Here is a 17,749-nt window from a genome sequence, read left to right as displayed (position 1 = left end):
GCCCGTCATGCACATAAATATGCGGTACAGAATGCCCACCCCGGAGGCCCCGCCCCCGGCCCACCCATGCACAGTGCGCAGGCCCGCACCAACCGCGCCGGGCAATCGGGAGGGAGGGCGGGCGGACGCCCGCCGCAGGCGCAACGGACCCGCACACAACAACCGGGCAGCACAGCGCAGCGCAACCGCAACGGACCCGCACACAACCACCGGCGCAACCACACGCCGGCACATTGACAGTGGCCCGGAGGGCTCCCTAGGCTCGCCGTTCACAGGATTGAAACGTATCAATAACTCACGCACGCGGATTGAAACGTTTAAACCTCGCCGAAAGGTGCCCATGAAACGGCGTCCACCCCTCCCCCGTCCCCTCCCCCGCCGCCTCGCCCTGCTCGCCCTCTCCCTGGGCCTGACACTCGCCGCCGCCACCCCCCAAGCCTTCGCCGACCACGCGCGGGCGCCCCGCAACCACGCCCCGGGCGCGCCCACGGGCCTGACCGTGGACGACCGGACCGACCCGCTCGCCCTCGACGGCGCACCACGCTTCGGCTGGCTGCCACGTGACGCCGACTCGGACGAGGTCCAGACCGCCTACCAGGTCGTCGTGCGCACCCCCGGCGGCCGCACCGTCTGGGACAGCGGCAAGGTCCGCGGTTCCGGGCAGTCCTGGGTGCCGTACGGCGGGCACGCGCTCGCGCCCGGGACCGTGTACCAGTGGAAGGTGCGGACCTGGGACCGGGCCGGCGAGGCCTCCCCCTACTCGGCCGGCGCCTCCTTCGGCACGGGCCTGACGGACCAGGACTGGTCCGGCGCCCAGTGGATCCGCCGTCCCGCGACGGGCAACGACGCGAGCAACGAGTGGACGGCGGCCCGCAAGGTCGTACGGGTGTCCGCGGGCAGCCCCGTGGTCGGCGCCCGGGTGTACGTCGCGGCCTCCGGCGACTGGCAGGTCGACGTCGACGGCAGGACCGTGCAGCGCAGCTCGTCCTACGAGTACGCGGGCGAGGGCTTCTACGACGTCGCCGCCCTCAAGGGCGTCAAGGCGGGCCGGGACCTGGCCGTGGGCGTGCTGACGCACTACTGGTCCTGCAAGTGCCAGGGCCGGGCCAACGGCCCGAACGCCCCCGAGGGGCCCTCCGGGCTGCTGGTCAAGGTCGTGGTGGAGCACGCGGACGGCACCCGTGACGTGGCGGTCTCCGACGGCAGTTGGAAGGTCCACCGCTACGAGCCGCAGCGGGTCGACACGCTGACCTACCGCAACGGCGACGCCGGCGACCGCGTGGAGTACTACGACGCCACCGCCGAGCAGACCGGCTGGAACACGTCCGGCTACGACGACTCCGCCTGGGCCCCCGCGACCGTCATCGGCGCCCACCCGCGGCCGAACCCGGACAACTGCGCGCCCTACGAGGGCGCTTCGTCCCCGTGCGCCTTCACCCACCTGTCGGCGCTGCAGGCGCACCTCACGCAGGAGACCGTCCACCCGGTCTCCCTGCTGCACCTGCCCGACGGCACCGTCCTGGCCGACTTCGGGAAGGTGTACGCCGCGGTGCCCTCGGTACGGCTGCGTTCCGGCACCGCCGGCCGGCAGTTGACGTTCACCACGAGCTACCGCCGCAGCAACTCCACGCTGACCGCCGCCGTGCGCGCCGGGGACACCTCCGTGACACTGGCGAACACGGCGAACGTCCACGCGGGCGACGAGATCGTGGTCGACGCCCCCGCCACCGGGTACGGCACCGGGCGTCCCGAGACGCGCACCGTCGAGGCCGTGGACGGCACGGCGGTGACCCTGGACCGTCCCCTGCGCGAGGACCACGCCGCCGCGAGCTGGGTGGAGAACTCCCGCGCGGGGACGTCGGGCCTGGACACCCAGGGCAGCAACATGCGCTTCTTCTACACCGAGAAGGACGGCCCGCAGACCGCCCGGGCCTTCACCTACTGGGGCTGGCGCTACCTGCAGATCAGCGATCCGGGCGAGAAGCTGACCGCGCGCGACGTCAGCGCCGTCGTCCAGAACACCGACGCGGCGCACCCCGCCACGTTCCGCAGCAGTGACAACACCCTGGACCAGGTCTTCTCCCTGATGCAGCGTTCGGCGCTGCAGTCCGCGCAGAACGTCTTCCTGGACACGCCGACCCGGGAGAAGGGCCAGTTCCTCGGCGACACCGTCGACGAGTCCTTCGCGACGATGGCCGCGTCGGGCGAGCGCAGCCTGACCCGCCAGGCCATCGTGTCCTTCATGAACTCCCAGGCGCGCTACTGGCCGAACGGCGCCCTGAACTCCGTCTACCCCAACGGCGACGCCAAGCGGAACATCCCCGACTACACCGAGATGTTCCCCGAGTGGGTGATGCGCTACTACCGCACGACGGGCGACCGTGAACTGCTCGCCCGGGCCCTGCCCGTGATGCGCAACGTCGCCGACTACGTCTCCGCCGCGGTGGACGACCGCGGCCTGGTCGCCGACCTGCCCGGCGGCAGCGGCGCCTACCTGCACGGCATCATCGACTGGCCCTCGCCGATGCGGTACGGCTACGTCACCGACGGCAACGTGAACCGCACCGTCGTCAACGCGCTCGGCGTCGGCGCGATGCGCTCGGTCGCCGAGGCCGCCGACGCGCTCGGCGACCACGCCACACGGGACGTCTACGCCGGCCGCGCGGACGAACTGACGGCGGCGATGCGCGAGCGCCTGCGGGACGGCACCGGGCTCTGGTCGGACGGGCTGTCCGCGGACGGCGCCCTGATCGCGCACCGGAGCGAGCACGCGCAGAGCTTCCCGGTCGCCTACGGCGTCGCGAAGCCCGCCGAGTACGCCGCGCTGGGCGCGGAACTGTCCCGGCAGGGGATGCGGCAGGGGCCGATGACGCTGCGGACCCTGCTGGAGGCGCTGCGGGTGACCGACCGGCCGGACACGCTGGTGCGGATCCTCACCGATCCCTCCGCGGACGGGCCGGCGCAGGTCCTCGCCGAGGGCGGCACCTTCCTGTGGGAGCAGTGGACACCGGGCTGCGCGAGCAGCGACTGCGCGCCCGGCCAGGTGTCGCAGAGCAGCAGCGAGAGCATGTCGCACGGCTGGGGCGGCGCCGGTGTCGTCGGGGTGCTGGAGGGTGTCCTCGGGATCACCGTGACCAGCCCGGGCGGCGCGTCGGTGCGGATCGCCCCGGCGGACGCGGGCGTGAGCCACGCCTCGGGCAGCCAGTGGACCGAGCACGGCACCGTCGGCGTCGACTGGCGGCGGAACCGGCACGGGGTGGACACGACGGTCGAGGTGCCGGTCAACGTCACGGCGACGGTCGCGCTGCCGGTGGTGGCCGGCGGCCACTACTCGGTTGCCGGCAGCGACGCCACGTACCTGGGCGTCGAGGACGGGCGGGCCGTCTACCGGGTCGGTTCCGGCCGGACCGTCTTCAAGGCCGCGTCGCGCGGCTGACCCGGCCCGCTCCCCGGCGTACGCGGTGGCTCCGGGCCCGCGTACGCCGGGGTGCGTCCGCGGTGGGGGCCGTCCGGCTCAGCCGCCGCGCCGGGCGGGGGCGGGGCCTGCGGGGGCCGGTGGGGCGAGGGCGGCGGCGAGCACGGCCGGCGCCTCGGCGAGGGAGGGGCCGTACCAGGTGAGGTGACGGCCGCTGACCAGGGCCGCGGGTATGTCCGGGAAGGCCTCGGGGCCGTCGTCGGCGGTGAAGCGGTACGGCTCGTCCGGGAGCACGACGAGGTCCGCGCCGCTCCCGGTGAGGTCGTCGACGGGCACCCGCGGGTACCGCTCCTGGTGGCCGCCGTAGACGTTCTCGACGCCCAGCCTGGCCAGCAGGTCGCCCGCGAAGGTGTCCCGGCCGAGCACCATCCAGGGGCGGCGCCAGACGGGGACGAACGCCGTGCGGGGGTGGGCGACGGGCGGCAGCGACGCCCAGGTCTTCTCCGCCGCGTCGAGCCAGGCCGGGCGCGGCAGCCCGCAGGCCTCGACGACCACGCGGTGCAGCTCCCGGAAGGCCTGCGGAAGGCTGCGCACCTCCGTGACCAGCACCGTCAGCCCGGCCGTGCGCAGCGCCGCGAGGTCGGGCGCGCGGTTCTCCTCCTCGTTGGCGATGACCAGGTCGGGAGCGAGCCGGACGATCTCCGCGATGTCGGGGTTCTTCGTGCCCCGGACCCGTGTGACGCGCAGGTCGGCCGGCTGGTTGCACCAGTCGGTGGCGCCCACGAGGAGGGCGGGCGCCGTGGTCGCCACCGCCTCGGTGAGCGAGGGGACGAGGGAGACCACACGCCGTGCGGGTCCGGAGTCGCGACGGGTCATGTCTCCACCGTATCCATCCCCGCCGGGCGGGGAGGGCCGGACGGCGCGGCTCCGGCACCAGGGAGGGGAAGTGCCGTGCGCCGCGCCGTCCGGGGCGGGGGGCCGGTCAGCCGACCGGGGCGAGCCGGTCCGTGAGGCCCGGGTGGGCGTCGAGCCAGTCGCGGACGCCGTCCTGCTCACGGCCCTGGCCGGCCTTGTGCACGGCGCCTTCCAGCCCGGTCAGTTCCTTCTCGCTCAGCTGGAAGTCCTGGAGCCACTTCGCGATCTTCGGTTCGTCGCCGGCGAAGCCGTTGCGGGCGAGGGTGTGGATGCCGTCGCCCTTGCCCCAGGCGCCGAGTGGGTCCTTCAGCTTCTTCAGGCTGTGCTCGCTGTAGGCCCAGTGCGGGGACCACAGGGTCACGACGACGGGCTCCTTCGCCTTCATGGAGCGGTCGAGCTGGGCGAGCATGCTCGCGGTCGAACCGGTGGTGACCTGGTACTCGCCCTCCAGCCCGTACTTCTTCAGGACGGTCTCGTTGAGCATCTTCATCATCCCGGCGCCGGGCTCGATGCCGATGATGCGGCCGCCGAACTGCTTGCCCTTGCCCTTGAGGTCGGCCAGCGAGTCGATGCCCTTGACGTAGGAGGGCACCGTCAGTTCGAGCGAGGTGGGGCCGTACCAGGAGCCGTAGTCGTCCAGCTCGTTCTTGTACTTCTCCCAGTACGACTGGTGCGTGACGGGCAGCCAGGAGTCGGTCTCGAAGTCGACCCGTCCCGCGGACATGCCGGTGTACAGGGCGCCGACGTCGTACTGGGTGACCTTCGGCTCGTACCCGCGCCGCTCCAGCAGTTCCTTCCACAGGTAGGTGGAGGCGATGCCCTCGTCCCAGGGGATGTAGCCGATGTCGACCTGGCGGCCCTTGCCGACGTCGTCGACCTCGGGGACGGCGGTGCCCTCGTCGCCGCCGGCGAGGACGCCCGTCCCGCCCGCGACCAGGGCGAGGGCGACGATGCCGACGACGGCGACGGAGGTCTGCGGGCGGTACTTCCACAGCTGCAGACCGCGCGGGGAGGCCGCGGCGGCCGCGGCCACGGCGCGCCGGCCGAGCGGGGAGACGCGGGTGCCGAGGGCGCCCGTGACGCGGTCGAGGTACATGGCGAGGATGACCACGGACAGGCCCGCCTCGAAGCCGAGGCCGATGTCGACCTGGCTGATGGCGGTGAAGACGGAGGCGCCGAGACCGCCGCCGCCGACCATGCCGGAGATGACGACCATGGACAGCGCCAGCATGATCACCTGGTTGACGCCCGCCATGATCGTGGGCAGCGCGAGGGGCAGCTGCACCCGCAGCAGGGTGCTGCGCGGGGCGGTGCCGAAGGCCTCCGCGGCCTCGACGAGCTCCTCGTCGACCTGCCGGATGCCGAGCTCGGTCATGCGCACGCCCGGCGGCAGGGAGAAGACGATGGTGGCGATGATGCCGGGCACCTGACCGACGCCGAAGAAGAAGATGCCGGGGATCAGGTAGACGAAGGCGGGCATCGTCTGCATGAAGTCCAGCACCGGGCGCAGGGCCGCGGAGACGGTGCGGTTGCGCGCCGACCAGATGCCGAGCGGCACGGCGAGCACGATGGTGATCACGGTGGCGACCAGCACCAGGGACAGGGTGTCCATGGCCTCGTCCCACTGCTGCACGGAGACGACGAGGGCCAGGCCGGCGAAGGCGAGCACGCCCGCGGTCAGTCCGCGCAGCCACAGCGCGACGATCGCGAGCATGCCGGCGAGCAGCAGCGGGGCGGGGGCCTGGAGCACGGCGTCCAGGCCGTCGTACATGCCGGAGACGACGGCGCTGATGACGTCGAAGAGCGGACCGAAGTGGTCGCGCAGGTAGGTGACGGCGCTGTCGGTCCAGTCGCCGAGCGGCAGCCTAGGCACGCGCCGCCTCCTTCCGCGGCCCGCCCGGCACCCTGGGCGCGGCTCCCTTCGCGGGCGAGGGGTCGGCGGCCCGGACCGGTTCGTCGGTGCAGGGCGTCACCGGGCCGTCGTGGTCGCCGAGGGCGGCCAGCAGCCCGTCCTTGGCGATCACGCCGACCACGTCGCCCGCCTCGTCGCGGACGGCCACGGGGTGCGGGACGCGCGCGCTGACCGGCAGGACGTCGGCGAGCGGGGTGCGCGGGGTGACCGTCTCGCAGCGGCACTCGCCCGCGTCGGGGCGGTGCGGCGGCCGCATGACGGTGCCGGCGGTCAGCACGCGGGAGCGGTCGACGTCGTGTACGAAGGAGCTGACGTAGTCGTCGGCGGGGCGCAGCAGGATGTCCTCGGGGGTGCCGATCTGGACGATGCGCCCGTCGCGCATGACGGCGACGCGGTCGCCCAGGCGCATGGCCTCGTTGAGGTCGTGGGTGATGAAGACGATGGTCTTCTTCAGGCCGCGCTGGAGCTCGAGCAGCTGGTCCTGCATGTCGCGGCGGATCAGCGGGTCCAGGGCGCTGAAGGACTCGTCCATGAGCAGCACGTCGGCGTCGGTGGCGAGCGCGCGGGCCAGGCCCACGCGCTGCTGCATGCCGCCGGACAGCTCGTCGGGCCAGGAGTCGCCCCAGCCGGACAGCCCGGTGAGCTCCAGGGCCCGCGCGGCGCGCTCCTCGCGTTCCCTGCGGCCGACGCCCTGCACCTCCAGGCCGTACGCGGCGTTCTGGAGCACGCTTCGGTGCGGGAAGAGCGCGAAGTGCTGGAAGACCATGCTGATGCCGTGCGAGCGCACCCGGCGCAGTTCGCGGGGGCTGAGTGCGGTGAGGTCCCGGCCGTCGAAGAGCACCCGTCCCGCGGTGGGCGGATTGAGTCCGTTGAGCGTGCGCAGCAGGGTGGACTTGCCCGATCCGGACAGGCCCATGACGACGAAGATCTCGCCCTCGCGGACGTCGAAGCTCGCGTCGATCACCGCGGCGGTCGTACCGCTCCCGCGCAGTTCGTCGCGTCCGGCACCGGCCTCCAGACGGCGCACGCCGTCCTCGGGGTCGGCACCGAACACCTTGTACAGATGCTCTGCCTGCAGCCTGTACACATACACCTCACGTGTCGTAGGGAGGACGACCGGCTGCCCCCGCGCGCTGGTCGTGGAGCGCTCCTGTCCCGCTCCGGGACGGCGGCTGCCCCGAGGCAAGCGGAGCAAACCGTTCCGTGACGGAGGTCACGGCGCCGGGGTGTCGGCGGCGTGCGGCATCATCGGCATGTGACTCGACGCCTGATGCTGCTGGACACCGCCAGCCTCTACTTCCGCGCCTACTTCGGCGTGCCCGACTCGGTGCGCGCCCCGGACGGCACGCCGGTCAACGCCGTGCGCGGGCTGCTGGACTTCATCGCCCGCCTGGTCTCCGACCACTCCCCCGACGACCTGGTGGCCTGCATGGACGCGGACTGGCGGCCGCAGTGGCGGGTGGACCTGATCCCCTCGTACAAGGCGCACCGCGTGGCCGAGGAGGTGCCCGGCGGCTCGGACGTCGAGGAGGTCCCGGACACCCTCTCGCCCCAGGTCCCGGTGATCGAGGCGGTGCTGGACGCGCTGGGCATCGCCCGGGTGGGCGTCGCGGGGTACGAGGCGGACGACGTCATCGGCACCCTGACGGGACTGGCGGCGGGCCCGGTGGACATCGTCACGGGCGACCGCGACCTCTTCCAGCTGGTGGACGACGCCCACGGGGTGCGGGTGCTGTACCCGGTCAAGGGCGTGGGCGCGCTCGACGCGGTGGACGAGGCCTGGCTGCGCGCCAAGTACGGTACCGACGGCCCCGGTTACGCGACCCTGGCGCTGCTGCGCGGCGACCCGAGCGACGGCCTGCCGGGCGTGCCGGGCATCGGCGAGAAGACGGCGGCGAAGCTGCTGGAGGCGTACGGCGACCTGGCCGGGATCATGGCCGCGGCCCACGACCCCGCCTCGAAGGTCACCCCGGCGCAGCGCAAGCGCCTCCATGAGGCCCGGGAGTACGTGGCGGTCGCGCCCGAGGTGGTGCGGGTCGCCTCGGACGTGCCGCTGCCGGAGTTCACCCCGGAGCTGCCGCGCGAGCCGCGCCGTCCCGAGGAGCTGGCCGCGCTGGCCGAACGCTGGGGGCTGGGCGGCTCGCTGCAGCGGCTGCTCAGCGTGCTGGGGCCGGAACGGGCCGGGTGACGGCGCGCACGTCGCGGTCGGGCTGGAGGGTGAGGCCGACGGCCGGCCCGATCTCCTCGTCGCCGGTGTCCAGGTGGAAGCGGCTGCCGAGGGTGGCCAGCACGATCACGGCCTCGACCATCGCGAAGCGCGCCCCGAGGCAGGCCCGGGTGCCCCCGCCGAAGGGGAACCAGGTGTGGTCGGTGATCGTGTCGGGTGCGCCCTCCAGCCAGCGCTCGGGGCGGAACTCCTCGGGCCGCGGCCACCAGCGCGGGTCGCGGTGGGTGGCCCAGGGGCTGATCCATACCTGGGTGCCGGCCGGTACGGGCTCGCCGCCCAGGGTGGCGCCCTCCTCGGCGACGGCCAGGTTGAGCCAGACCGTGGGACGTACGCGCAGGGTCTCCTTCACCACGGCCTCGGTCCAGCGCAGTTCCGCGTAGTCGTCGAAGCCGGGGGTACGGCCGCCGAGCACCCGGTGCAGTTCCCCGGTGAGCGCCTCGCGCGCGTCGGGGTTGCGGGACAGCAGGTGCCAGGCCCAGGTGAGGGTGGTGGCGGTGGTCTCGTGGCCGGCGTTGTAGAGGGTGACGGTCTCGTCCCGGATCTCCTTGTCGGTGAGCGGGACGCCCTCCTCGTCGACGGCGGCGAGCAACCGGCCGAGCAGGTCGTCGCGTTCACCGCCGGTCTCGCGGCGTGCGGCGACGATCCGGGCCACCTCGGCGTCGAGGGTGTCGACGGCGGCCTTGAAGCGGATCCGGCCCGGGGTGCGGAACCAGTCGGGCAGCATCGCGCCCAGTCCGCGGAACTCGGCTCCCATCTGCCGCTGCGCGACGTCCATGCAGCGGCCGATGACCTCCTCGCGGGCCGCGTCGGTGCCGAACACGGTCCGTACGGCGATGCGCTGGGTCAGGCCGGTCATCTCGCGGCGGACGTCGATCCGTTCGCCCCCGTCCCAGCGGTCGGCGAGCTCCCGCGCGCAGTCGGCCATGGTCCGCGCGTACGCCCGCACCTGCCGGGGGCGTACCGAGGGCTGGACGAGGGAGCGCTTGCGGCGCCAGTCGGCGCCCTTGGCGACGACGACGCCCTCGCCCATCAGGTAGCGGAAGGACCAGCCGAGGTCGGGCAGGGAGAAGGTGGACTCGCGGGCCGACAGCAGTTCCCCGATGAGTGCGGGATCATTGAGGAAGCGCGCGGGGGTGCGGCCCATGGCCCAGGTGACCTGCCCGGCCCCGCACTCGCGGAGCGCGGTGAAGAAGGTGAGCGGGTCCTTGGCGAATTGCGGGAGGTTGCCCAGCAGTGGCAGTCCGCGCGGTCCTGCGGTGATCGCGGTGGCGGTTTCGGAACGCATGCGCGCGGGCCTCCCGGGTAGCGTCTGATCGCGCTCGTCCCATCAAAATCTCAGGACGACGGATCGGAACCGGTGTTCCAAGATCTCGTGATCTTTCCGAGACCGGGCTGCACGGGACGGGGCGAATGGGTTAGGCTTGCCTAACTTGATGCGAGGAGTGTGCTCATGGCAGACCGTCCGGTGCGCAGGAAGCCGCAGCTCAACCGCGCGCGGGTGCAGCACGTGGAACGGCTGTCCCCGCACATGATCCGCGTGGTGCTCGGCGGCGAGGGCCTGACGGGCTTCCCCGTCGGCGAGTACAGCGACCACTACATCAAACTGCTCTTCCCGGCCGAGGGCGTGCGCTACCCCGAGCCCTTCGACATCCAGCGGATCCGCGCCGACTTCCCGCGCGAGCAGTGGCCGCGCATCCGGACGTACACGGTGCGCCGGTGGGACGCCGAGACCCGCGAGCTGACGGTCGACTTCGTCCACCACGGCGACGAGGGCCTGGCCGGCCCGTGGGCCGCGCGCGTCCGGCCCGGCGAGGAGGTCCTCTTCCTCGGCCCCGGCGGCGCCTACGCGCCCGACGCGGCCGCCGACTGGCATCTGCTCGTGGGTGACGAGAGCGCGCTGCCGGCGATCGCCGCCTCCTTGGAGCGGCTCCCCGAAGGGGCGCCCGCCCGGGTGTTCCTCGAGGTCTCCGGCCCGGAGGAGGAGCAGAAGCTCTCCACGCCCGGTGACGCCGAGATCGTCTGGGTCCACCGCGGCTCCGGCCGGGTGGGCGAGGCCCTGGTCCGGCTCGTGGCGGGGCTGGAGTTCCCGCCGGGTGACGTACAGGCCTTCGTCCACGGCGAGGCGGGCTTCGTCAAGCAGCTCCGCCGTCTGCTGCGGGTCGAACTCGGCGTTCCGCGCGAGCGGCTGTCGATCTCGGGCTACTGGCGCACCGGGCACGACGAGGACGGCTGGCAGGCCTCCAAGCCGGAGTGGAACCGCCGCATCGAGGAGGAGCAGGAGAACCCGCCCCGGGCCCTGGCTTCCTGACGCACCGTCACCGTTTCCGCGGCCCCGGGCCTGGCGTGAGCACATGAGTGCCCCGAAGCCGGCGGCACCCGCGCGCACGGCAGCCTGCGCTGCCACACTGGCCCCATGGCCGCACCCGTACCCGAACCCTCCCCGCTCCCTGGCCTGATGACCGACGGGCAGCCGCCCGGGGAGCGTCCGCGTGTCCTCTGCGCCGACTGCCACCGGCCGCTGACCGCGCACGACGCCCGGCTGTGGGGCCGCGGCCGCGGCTGCCGCCGCAAGCACGGCCTCGGCACGGCCCCCCGCGTCGGACGCTTCGACGTCGAACAGGACCGCCTGCCCGGCACGTGAAGGCCCCCGCCCCACCGGACGGCACGGCGAGCGCCTACGGTTCAGCCGTGCACCCCTTGCCCTGGAACCGCGTCGCCCCGGCCGTCATGCTCTCGCCGCCGCTCACCGTCGGCGCAGGAGGCAGGAAGTGACGCCCCGTGGGGAACGCGCGGCCGGCGCGGTCGTCGGATCGGCCGTCGGCGACGCGCTCGGGGCGCCCTTCGAGTTCGGCCCGCCGGGCGCGTTCAGCGCCCGTTTCCCGGAGTCCGGCACGGGCCACGAGATGTGCGGAGGCGGCGGCTGGGACCCCGGGGAGGCCACCGACGACACGCAGATGGCGGTGCTCGTCGCCGACTCCCTGCTGGAACGGCGCACCCTCGACCTGCCCGACGTCTTCGCACGCTTCGTGCGCTGGGCGGCCGCGGACCCCAAGGACATCGGGCTGCAGACCGAGGCGGTCCTGTTCTCCGGGGACCCCTGGAACCTGGCGGCGGCGGTGCACTTCCAGACGAACCACCGGGCAGCCGGCAACGGCGCCCTGATGCGGGCCGCGCCCGCCGCCGTCCACTTCGCCGGACGGGGACGCGCAGTCTCCCTCGACGCGGCCCGCAGGCTGGCCGCCCTCACCCACGGCGACCGCGCCGCCTGGGAGGGCAGCGCGATCCTCCACGACCTCGTACGCGTCGCCCTCGACGGCGGCGACCCCGTCGCGCCCGCCGTCGTGGCCGACGCCCTGGCGCAGGTGCCCGAACCCTTCCACGAGCGGTGGGCGGCCGTCCTCGCGCCCGGCTGGCACCCGGACCTGGCCACGGAGTTCAACGGCGCCGTGTGGCCCTGCCTCGGTTCCGCGGTCTGGGCCGTGCGGACCACCGGTGACTTCGAGGCCGCACTGCGCGCGGCCGTCGACGTGGGCGGCGACACGGACACCGTCGCCGCCGTCACGGGCACCCTCGCCGGCGCGGTGTACGGCCTCACGGCCGTACCCGAACGCTGGACGGCTCCCCTGCATGTGCCGATGCCCGGCTCTCCGGGGCGTGTGCTGCGCCGTGCGGACCTGGTCGCCCTGGCGGTCCGGCTCGTCGGGGACTGAGCGGACGGCCGCCGGGCCGCGTCAGTGCGCCGGAAGTGCCTCGGCGGCGCGGTGCAGGGCGGGCAGGGCGCCGTCCGGGCAGCCGGCGGCGCGCAGTGCCGCGTCGGCGGTCGCAAAAGCAAAGGAGGCGGGGTCGGGGACCGGGCCGTCACGCCGGATGAGGATCACGCCCTCGATGAGGCCGAAGACGAGGCCGGCGCGGACGGCCAGTTCGGCGGCGGGCAGCGCGGCGCCCGGGGTCGTCGCGGCCATCAGGGCGGTGTACGCGGCCTTCAGTTCGCCCCGGACGGCACGGAAGCCGGCGAAGCGCCCCGCACGGACCTCGGGGAGCAGGTAGAGCGCGCCGAGGTTGTGCGGGCCGTCGCAGAGCAGCGCGACGTCCGCCCGGCACAGCGCCCACAGCCGGGCCTCCGCGGGTGCGTCGGTGCGGGCGACCAGCGCGTGGGCGAGCTCCAGGGACGGGCGGACGGTGCCCTCCAGGAGCGCGGCGAGGAGGTCCTCCTTCCCGCCGAAGTAGTGGTACATCGAGGCCTGCCGCATCCCGGCGCGCTCGGCGACGGCGCGGGTCGTGGTGGCCGCGTAGCCCTGCGTGGTGAAGAGTTCGGCCGCGGCGGTCAGCAGTTCCTCGCGGGCGGTCATGCCGCTGTCCGGCCTCGCCTGCGCACGCGGGCGCCCGACGCGCCGTCCCGTGGTGCTCACGCCCCGATCCTCGCACAGGGCCCCCGTTCGGGTCCGCGGACGACCGGACATCACGCTGACGGAGACCGGTGCCGGGGAAGCGGTTACGGCGGACGCGCCACCCACCGTGAGGAAGCGTGGTCACCGGCCATCTGCACCCGCGGACGGCAACGAGACCGCAACCGCACGAACAACCGGCCCCGCTCCGGCGCCTGAACTTCAGCCGCCCACCGGGCCGCACCCCGCCCTCCCCGTCCGCAGCCGGCGCCGTGCGCGCACAGGGCGCGAGATGCCGGGACAGCCGAACAACCGACCCCGACACCCGCAGCCGCCAGGACCCCGCACCGGCGCCGGGCGCGCCCCGCGGGCGTCAGCCCACCGAGGAGTACGCCACGACGCCCCGCAGCAGCCCGTCGACGGCCTTGCGGGCGTTGCGCCGCACCGGGCTGCCCTCGGGCGCGGCGTCGGCGATCTGGCCGAGGACGTCGATGAGTTGCTTCGTCCAGCGCACGAAGTCGCCCGCGGGCATGTCGGCGTCGCGGAGCACCGCGTCCAGGCCGTGGCCGGAGGCCCAGCGGTGGGCCGCCCAGGCGAAGCCGAGGTCGGGCTCGCGCTGGCCGACGCCTTCGGCCTGGTTGATGCGGTGGTCCTCCTCGAGGGCGTCGAGGCGGCCCCAGATGCGGACCATCTCACCGAGCGCCTGCTTGGCGCTGCCCGACGGCAGCCGCGGCGGCAGGGCGTCGTCCGCGGAGCGGGACTCGTAGACCAGCGCGGAGGCGCAGGCGGCCAGGTCCGCGGGACCGAGGCCGTCCCAGACGCCGTCGCGGAGGCACTCGCTGGCCAGGAGGTCGAGCTCGCCGTAGAGCCGGGCCAGCCGGCGGCCGTCGGCGGTGACCTGGTCGGCCTCGAGGTAGCCGAGGTCGGTGAGCAGGGCGCAGATCCGGTCGAAGGTGCGGGCGATCGTGTTGGTGCGGCCCTCGATGCGGCGCTCGAGCTGCTTGGTGTCGCGCTGCAGCCGCTGGTAGCGCTCGGCCCAGCGGGCGTGGTCCTCGCGCTCGTCGCAGCCGTGGCAGGGGTGCGAGCGGATCTCGGTGCGCAGCCGGGCGATCTCGGTGTCGTCGGCGGCGGCCGAGCGCTGGCGGCGCTGCCGCTGCGGCGCGATGCCGGCCGTGCCGGCCTTGGAGCGCATGGCGGAGGCCAGGTCGCGCCGGGACTGGGGGCTGCGCGGGTTGAACGACTTGGGGATGCGCATCCGGTCCAGCGCCTCGACCGGCACCGGGAAGTCGATCTGCCCGAGCCGCTTGACCTGCCGTTCCGCGGTGAGCACCAGCGGGCGCGGGCCGTCGTGGTGGAACGGGTCGTGCCGGTTGTGGTGGCCGGGGCTGCGGCCGGCGGGCACGCCCGGGTCGAGGACCAGCGCCAGGCCGGCGAACTTGCCGGCCGGGACGTGGATGATGTCGCCGGGGCGGAGCTTCTCCAGCGCCTCGGAGGCGGCCGCCCGGCGCTGGTTGGCGCCCTGTCGCGACAGGTCGGCCTCGCGGTCCTTCAGCTGTCTGCGCAGCGACATGTACTCGTCGAAGTCACCGAGGTGGCAGGTCATGGAGGCGCGGTAGCCGTCCAGGCCCTCCTCGTTGCGCTGCACCTGGCGGGAGATGCCGACCACCGAGCGGTCGGCCTGGAACTGCGCGAACGAGGTCTCCAGCAGCTCCCGGGAGCGGTGCCGCCCGAACTGGCCGACGAGGTTGACGGCCATGTTGTACGAGGGCTTGAAGGAGGAGCGCAGCGGATAGGTGCGCGTGCCGGCCAGGCCCGCCAGGTGGACCGGGTCGAAGGCGCGCTGCCACAGCACGACCGCGTGGCCCTCGACGTCGATGCCGCGGCGTCCGGCACGGCCGGTGAGCTGGGTGTACTCGCCGGGGGTGACGTCGGCGTGGGCCTCGCCGTTCCACTTGACGAGCTTCTCCAGGACCACGGAGCGGGCCGGCATGTTGATGCCCAGCGCCAGCGTCTCGGTGGCGAAGACGGCCTTGACCAGGCCCTTCACGAAGAGTTCCTCGACGACTTCCTTGAAGGTCGGCAGCATGCCGGCGTGGTGCGCGGCGATGCCCCGCTCCAGGCCCTCCAGCCACTCGAAGTAGCCGAGGACGTTGAGGTCCTCGTCGGGGATGGACTTGGTGCGCTCCTCGACGATGGCGCGGACCTTGGCCCGGTTCTCGTCGTTGTTGAGCCGCAGGCCCGCGTAGAGGCACTGCTGCACCGCCGACTCGCAGCCGGCCCGGCTGAAGATGAACGTGATGGCGGGCAGCAGCCCTTCCGCGTCCAGCCGCTCGATGACCTCGACGCGGCTGGGCGTCCAGATCCGGCGCTGCTGGCGGCGCTCCCGCTCGCGGTCGGCCTCGCGCATCTTGCCGCCGCGCCGGTCGCGGCCGTTGAAGGCGCGCTGGTTCTCCGTCCGGGCCAGCCGCACCAGGTCGGGGTTGACGGCGCGCTGCGCCCCCGGGCCTGCGCCCTGCTTCTCCTCGAACAGGTCGTACATCCGGCGGCCCGCCAGCACGTGCTGCCACAGCGGCACCGGGCGGTGCTCGGACACGATCACCTGGGTGTCGCCGCGGACGGTGTCGAGCCAGTCGCCGAACTCCTCGGCGTTGGAGACGGTCGCGGAGAGCGAGACCAGGGTCACGGACTGCGGGAGGTGGATGATGACCTCCTCCCAGACCGCGCCGCGGAAGCGGTCGGAGAGGTAGTGCACCTCGTCCATGACCACGTAGCCGAGGCCGTCGAGCGCCTGGGAGCCCGCGTACAGCATGTTGCGGAGCACCTCGGTGGTCATGACCACGATCGGCGCGTCCCCGTTGACGCTGTTGTCGCCGGTCAGCAGGCCGACCCGCTCGGCGCCATAGCGCTTGACGAGGTCGGTGAACTTCTGGTTCGACAGCGCCTTGATGGGGGTGGTGTAGAAGCACTTGCGGCCCTCGCCGAGGGCCAGGTGGACGGCGAACTCGCCCACGATGGTCTTGCCGGAGCCGGTGGGTGCCGCCACCAGCACGCCCTTGCCGTCCTCGAGGGCCCGGCAGGCCTCGATCTGGAAGGGGTCCAGCCCGAAGTCGTACAGCTCGCGGAAGCCCGCGAGAGCGGTGGCCTGCTCGGCGGCGCGGACCCGGGACGCCGCGTAACGCTCGGCGGGAGACATCTCGTCGTTCATCTTGAAAACGAGACTACCGGGCCGCACTGACAGTCGACATGATCTTTTTGCCGAAGCAAAACCCAGAGCGCGGGGGCTAGGGCGTGTCGCGCCCCGGGCGCCGCCCCGCACCACGCCCCGGGCATCGCGCCGCGCCGCGCCCGCGCCCCCGTCCCGGACGGCTCAGATCATGCGGGCGATGTACTCCTCCACCAACGGGACCTTGAAGGCGTCCTTCACCCCGGCCAGACCGCCGGGCACCCCTTGCGCCGGCTTGACGATGTAGCTCTGGGTGGCGCTCGGCCGCCAGGGGTCGGAGAAGTCGAGGGCCGGGCCGAGCCCGGGGTCGAACCCCTTCAGCCCGCGGTGGGCGGCGATGATGCCCAGCCTGCTGAGGTCCTTGGCCTCGCAGGCCGACCTCAGGTCCTGGACGGCGACGGCCATCGTGTTGTGCCCGGTCTCCAGCCCCTGGTCCAGCGGGGCCCCCGGGTAGCGGCGCCGGTACTCCTCGACGAGCTCGACGGCCTCGGGGGAGTCGTCGGTCATCGCCGGTGTCGGGGCGACGAGCTCCAGCATCTTCAGCAGCGCCGGGGCCGCGGGGGTCTTCAGCAGCTGCGGGTCGTAGCCGACGGCGCTGCCGAGGAACGGCACGTCGAGGCCGATCGCGGCGGCGGTGCCGACCGCCGAGGCGGTCTGCGGGGGGCTGGTGCTGATCAGGACCGCCTTCACGCCGGACGCGGCGAGTTCCTTCACCTGCTCGGACAGGTCCTCCTGGGTGGGTCCGACCTTCTTCTCCACGAGGACCATGCCGCGCCGCTCGGCGACGAACCGGGCCCCGCGCCGCGCGTTGCCGCCGTAGTCGCCGTCCAGGTAGAGGATGCCGATCCTGTCGTCCGGTCCGAAGCCCCGGGTGTCCGCCAGGTATTCGAAGCCGTTGACCATGTCGACGTCGTAGGTGGAGTTGATCGTCGTCAGGGCGGCCTGGCCGAGCAGGACCGAGGAGTAGCCCAGCGACGTCGTCATCAGGTCGTCGACCTCGATGCGGTCGAGCAGGGCGTTGATGATCGTCGAGCCGAGCAGCCCCGGCATCGCGGCGATCTTCGGCTCCATGCCGTTGTACTGGACGACGGCCGTCTCGACGTCGTAGCCGTGGTTGCGGACGAGCAGCTTGAGCTTGCGGCCGCACACCCCGCCCTTGGCGTTGACCTGGTCGACGTAGAGCTTCTCGGCCTGCAGCACGGAGCGGCCCAGGGAGCCGTACGGGCCGGACAGGTCGGTGAGGACGCCCAGGGTGACGGTGGAGTCGGTCACACCCGGCCCGATCTTCACGCCGTGCGCGTCGACCGGGCCGTCGTCGGCGACGTTGCCGGTGTCCCCGCCGCAGGCCGTGAGGGCGCAGGCGAGGGCGGTGGTGAGGACGACGGTGGGCCTGAGGCGCTGTTTCCGGGTCACGGTGTGCTGGCTCCTGGAGGGTGGGACCGCGGGGGGCCGCCGCGGGCGCGGCCGGGGCCATCGCCCGGGGCCGGTGATGCGGGAGCTCCATGGGAAGAGATGACGGCCGGTTCGGCGAGGGGTGGGGGCGTTTCTGGTCGCGGTTCCCAACGGCCCGGGCGCCGGGCTGTGCAGCGGCACCGCCCGCGCCGTCCCGTTCGGCCACGTGTTCGCTGATGTGAGGGTTCCGTCCGGATGTCGGTCACGTTTGCGTCACCTG

Annotated in this window: 12 protein-coding genes; 5 read left to right on the top strand and 7 right to left on the bottom strand. The window is 73.4% G+C overall.

What is annotated here, in order from left to right:
- Window positions 1-340: 340 nt before the first annotated feature.
- The gene (locus tag ACFZAU_RS33360; protein ID WP_500555265.1) at window positions 341-3,436 is read left to right on the top strand and encodes an alpha-L-rhamnosidase-related protein; all 3,096 of its coding nucleotides are present in this window, start codon (window positions 341-343) and stop codon (window positions 3,434-3,436) included.
- A gap of 78 nt (window positions 3,437-3,514) precedes the next feature.
- Here ACFZAU_RS33360 and ACFZAU_RS33355 read toward each other — a convergent pair whose 3' ends face one another.
- From ACFZAU_RS33355 to ACFZAU_RS33345, 3 genes are all read right to left on the bottom strand, one after another.
- On the bottom strand, window positions 3,515-4,291 hold the full coding sequence (locus ACFZAU_RS33355) for a helical backbone metal receptor (RefSeq protein ID WP_499603517.1): 777 nt from the start codon (window positions 4,289-4,291) through the stop codon (window positions 3,515-3,517).
- 106 nt (window positions 4,292-4,397) lie between these two features.
- Complete coding sequence (locus tag ACFZAU_RS33350; protein ID WP_500555264.1) at window positions 4,398-6,203, bottom strand: ABC transporter permease/substrate binding protein; 1,806 nt, start codon at window positions 6,201-6,203, stop codon at window positions 4,398-4,400.
- Window positions 6,196-7,329, bottom strand: a complete 1,134-nt coding sequence (locus ACFZAU_RS33345; protein WP_500555269.1) for a quaternary amine ABC transporter ATP-binding protein — start codon at window positions 7,327-7,329, stop codon at window positions 6,196-6,198. The genes ACFZAU_RS33350 and ACFZAU_RS33345 overlap by 8 nt, the downstream gene beginning before the upstream one ends.
- A gap of 183 nt (window positions 7,330-7,512) precedes the next feature.
- On the opposite strand from ACFZAU_RS33345, the gene ACFZAU_RS33340 reads away from it, so the two are divergent.
- Window positions 7,513-8,430 carry a 5'-3' exonuclease gene (locus ACFZAU_RS33340; RefSeq protein WP_500555268.1) on the top strand — a complete coding sequence of 306 codons (918 nt, stop codon included), beginning with the start codon at window positions 7,513-7,515 and terminating at the stop codon, window positions 8,428-8,430.
- On the opposite strand, the gene ACFZAU_RS33335 is transcribed toward ACFZAU_RS33340, so the two are convergent.
- Window positions 8,399-9,754 carry a cytochrome P450 gene (locus ACFZAU_RS33335; protein WP_500555263.1) on the bottom strand — a complete coding sequence of 452 codons (1,356 nt, stop codon included), beginning with the start codon at window positions 9,752-9,754 and terminating at the stop codon, window positions 8,399-8,401. The two genes, ACFZAU_RS33340 and ACFZAU_RS33335, sit on opposite strands and share 32 nt — an antisense overlap.
- Before the next feature lie 165 nt (window positions 9,755-9,919).
- Between ACFZAU_RS33335 and ACFZAU_RS33330 the strand changes: the two genes are divergently transcribed.
- The 3 genes from ACFZAU_RS33330 to ACFZAU_RS33320 all read left to right on the top strand — a co-directional run bounded on the left by ACFZAU_RS33330 (window position 9,920) and on the right by ACFZAU_RS33320 (window position 12,179).
- On the top strand, window positions 9,920-10,777 hold the full coding sequence (locus ACFZAU_RS33330) for a siderophore-interacting protein (protein WP_500555262.1): 858 nt from the start codon (window positions 9,920-9,922) through the stop codon (window positions 10,775-10,777).
- A gap of 105 nt (window positions 10,778-10,882) precedes the next feature.
- Window positions 10,883-11,110: a DUF6011 domain-containing protein gene (locus ACFZAU_RS33325; RefSeq protein ID WP_499603525.1), complete on the top strand. Its 228-nt coding sequence runs from the start codon at window positions 10,883-10,885 to the stop codon at window positions 11,108-11,110.
- A gap of 127 nt (window positions 11,111-11,237) precedes the next feature.
- Window positions 11,238-12,179 carry an ADP-ribosylglycohydrolase family protein gene (locus ACFZAU_RS33320; protein WP_500555261.1) on the top strand — a complete coding sequence of 314 codons (942 nt, stop codon included), beginning with the start codon at window positions 11,238-11,240 and terminating at the stop codon, window positions 12,177-12,179.
- Between the two features lie 21 nt (window positions 12,180-12,200).
- Here the strand turns inward: ACFZAU_RS33320 and ACFZAU_RS33315 are convergent, their stop codons facing one another.
- From ACFZAU_RS33315 to ACFZAU_RS33305, 3 genes are all read right to left on the bottom strand, one after another.
- Window positions 12,201-12,878, bottom strand: a complete 678-nt coding sequence (locus tag ACFZAU_RS33315; RefSeq protein WP_500555260.1) for a TetR/AcrR family transcriptional regulator — start codon at window positions 12,876-12,878, stop codon at window positions 12,201-12,203.
- A gap of 349 nt (window positions 12,879-13,227) precedes the next feature.
- Window positions 13,228-16,059, bottom strand: coding sequence for a DEAD/DEAH box helicase (locus ACFZAU_RS33310; RefSeq protein ID WP_500555259.1), 2,832 nt, complete (start codon window positions 16,057-16,059; stop codon window positions 13,228-13,230).
- A 162-nt stretch (window positions 16,060-16,221) separates the two neighbouring features.
- Complete coding sequence (locus ACFZAU_RS33305) at window positions 16,222-17,490, bottom strand: ABC transporter substrate-binding protein (RefSeq protein WP_500555258.1); 1,269 nt, start codon at window positions 17,488-17,490, stop codon at window positions 16,222-16,224.
- Window positions 17,491-17,749 lie beyond the last annotated feature (259 nt).

Source organism: Streptomyces sp. NPDC008238 (assembly GCF_042956445.1).
Taxonomy (GTDB): Bacteria; Actinomycetota; Actinomycetes; order Streptomycetales; family Streptomycetaceae; genus Actinacidiphila.
This window is presented reverse-complemented; position numbering and strand designations above follow the sequence as displayed.

Bases quoted from the DNA above. Each gene is read 5' to 3' on its own strand.
- ACFZAU_RS33360 (WP_500555265.1), top strand. From the start codon at position 341: ATGAAACGGCGTCCACCCCTCCCCCGTCCCCTCCCCCGCCGCCTCGCC.
- ACFZAU_RS33355 (WP_499603517.1), bottom strand. From the start codon at position 4,291: ATGACCCGTCGCGACTCCGGACCCGCACGGCGTGTGGTCTCCCTCGTC.
- ACFZAU_RS33340 (WP_500555268.1), top strand. From the start codon at position 7,513: ATGCTGCTGGACACCGCCAGCCTCTACTTCCGCGCCTACTTCGGCGTG.
- ACFZAU_RS33335 (WP_500555263.1), bottom strand. From the start codon at position 9,754: ATGCGTTCCGAAACCGCCACCGCGATCACCGCAGGACCGCGCGGACTG.
- ACFZAU_RS33330 (WP_500555262.1), top strand. From the start codon at position 9,920: ATGGCAGACCGTCCGGTGCGCAGGAAGCCGCAGCTCAACCGCGCGCGG.
- ACFZAU_RS33325 (WP_499603525.1), top strand. From the start codon at position 10,883: ATGGCCGCACCCGTACCCGAACCCTCCCCGCTCCCTGGCCTGATGACC.
- ACFZAU_RS33310 (WP_500555259.1), bottom strand. From the start codon at position 16,059: ATGAACGACGAGATGTCTCCCGCCGAGCGTTACGCGGCGTCCCGGGTC.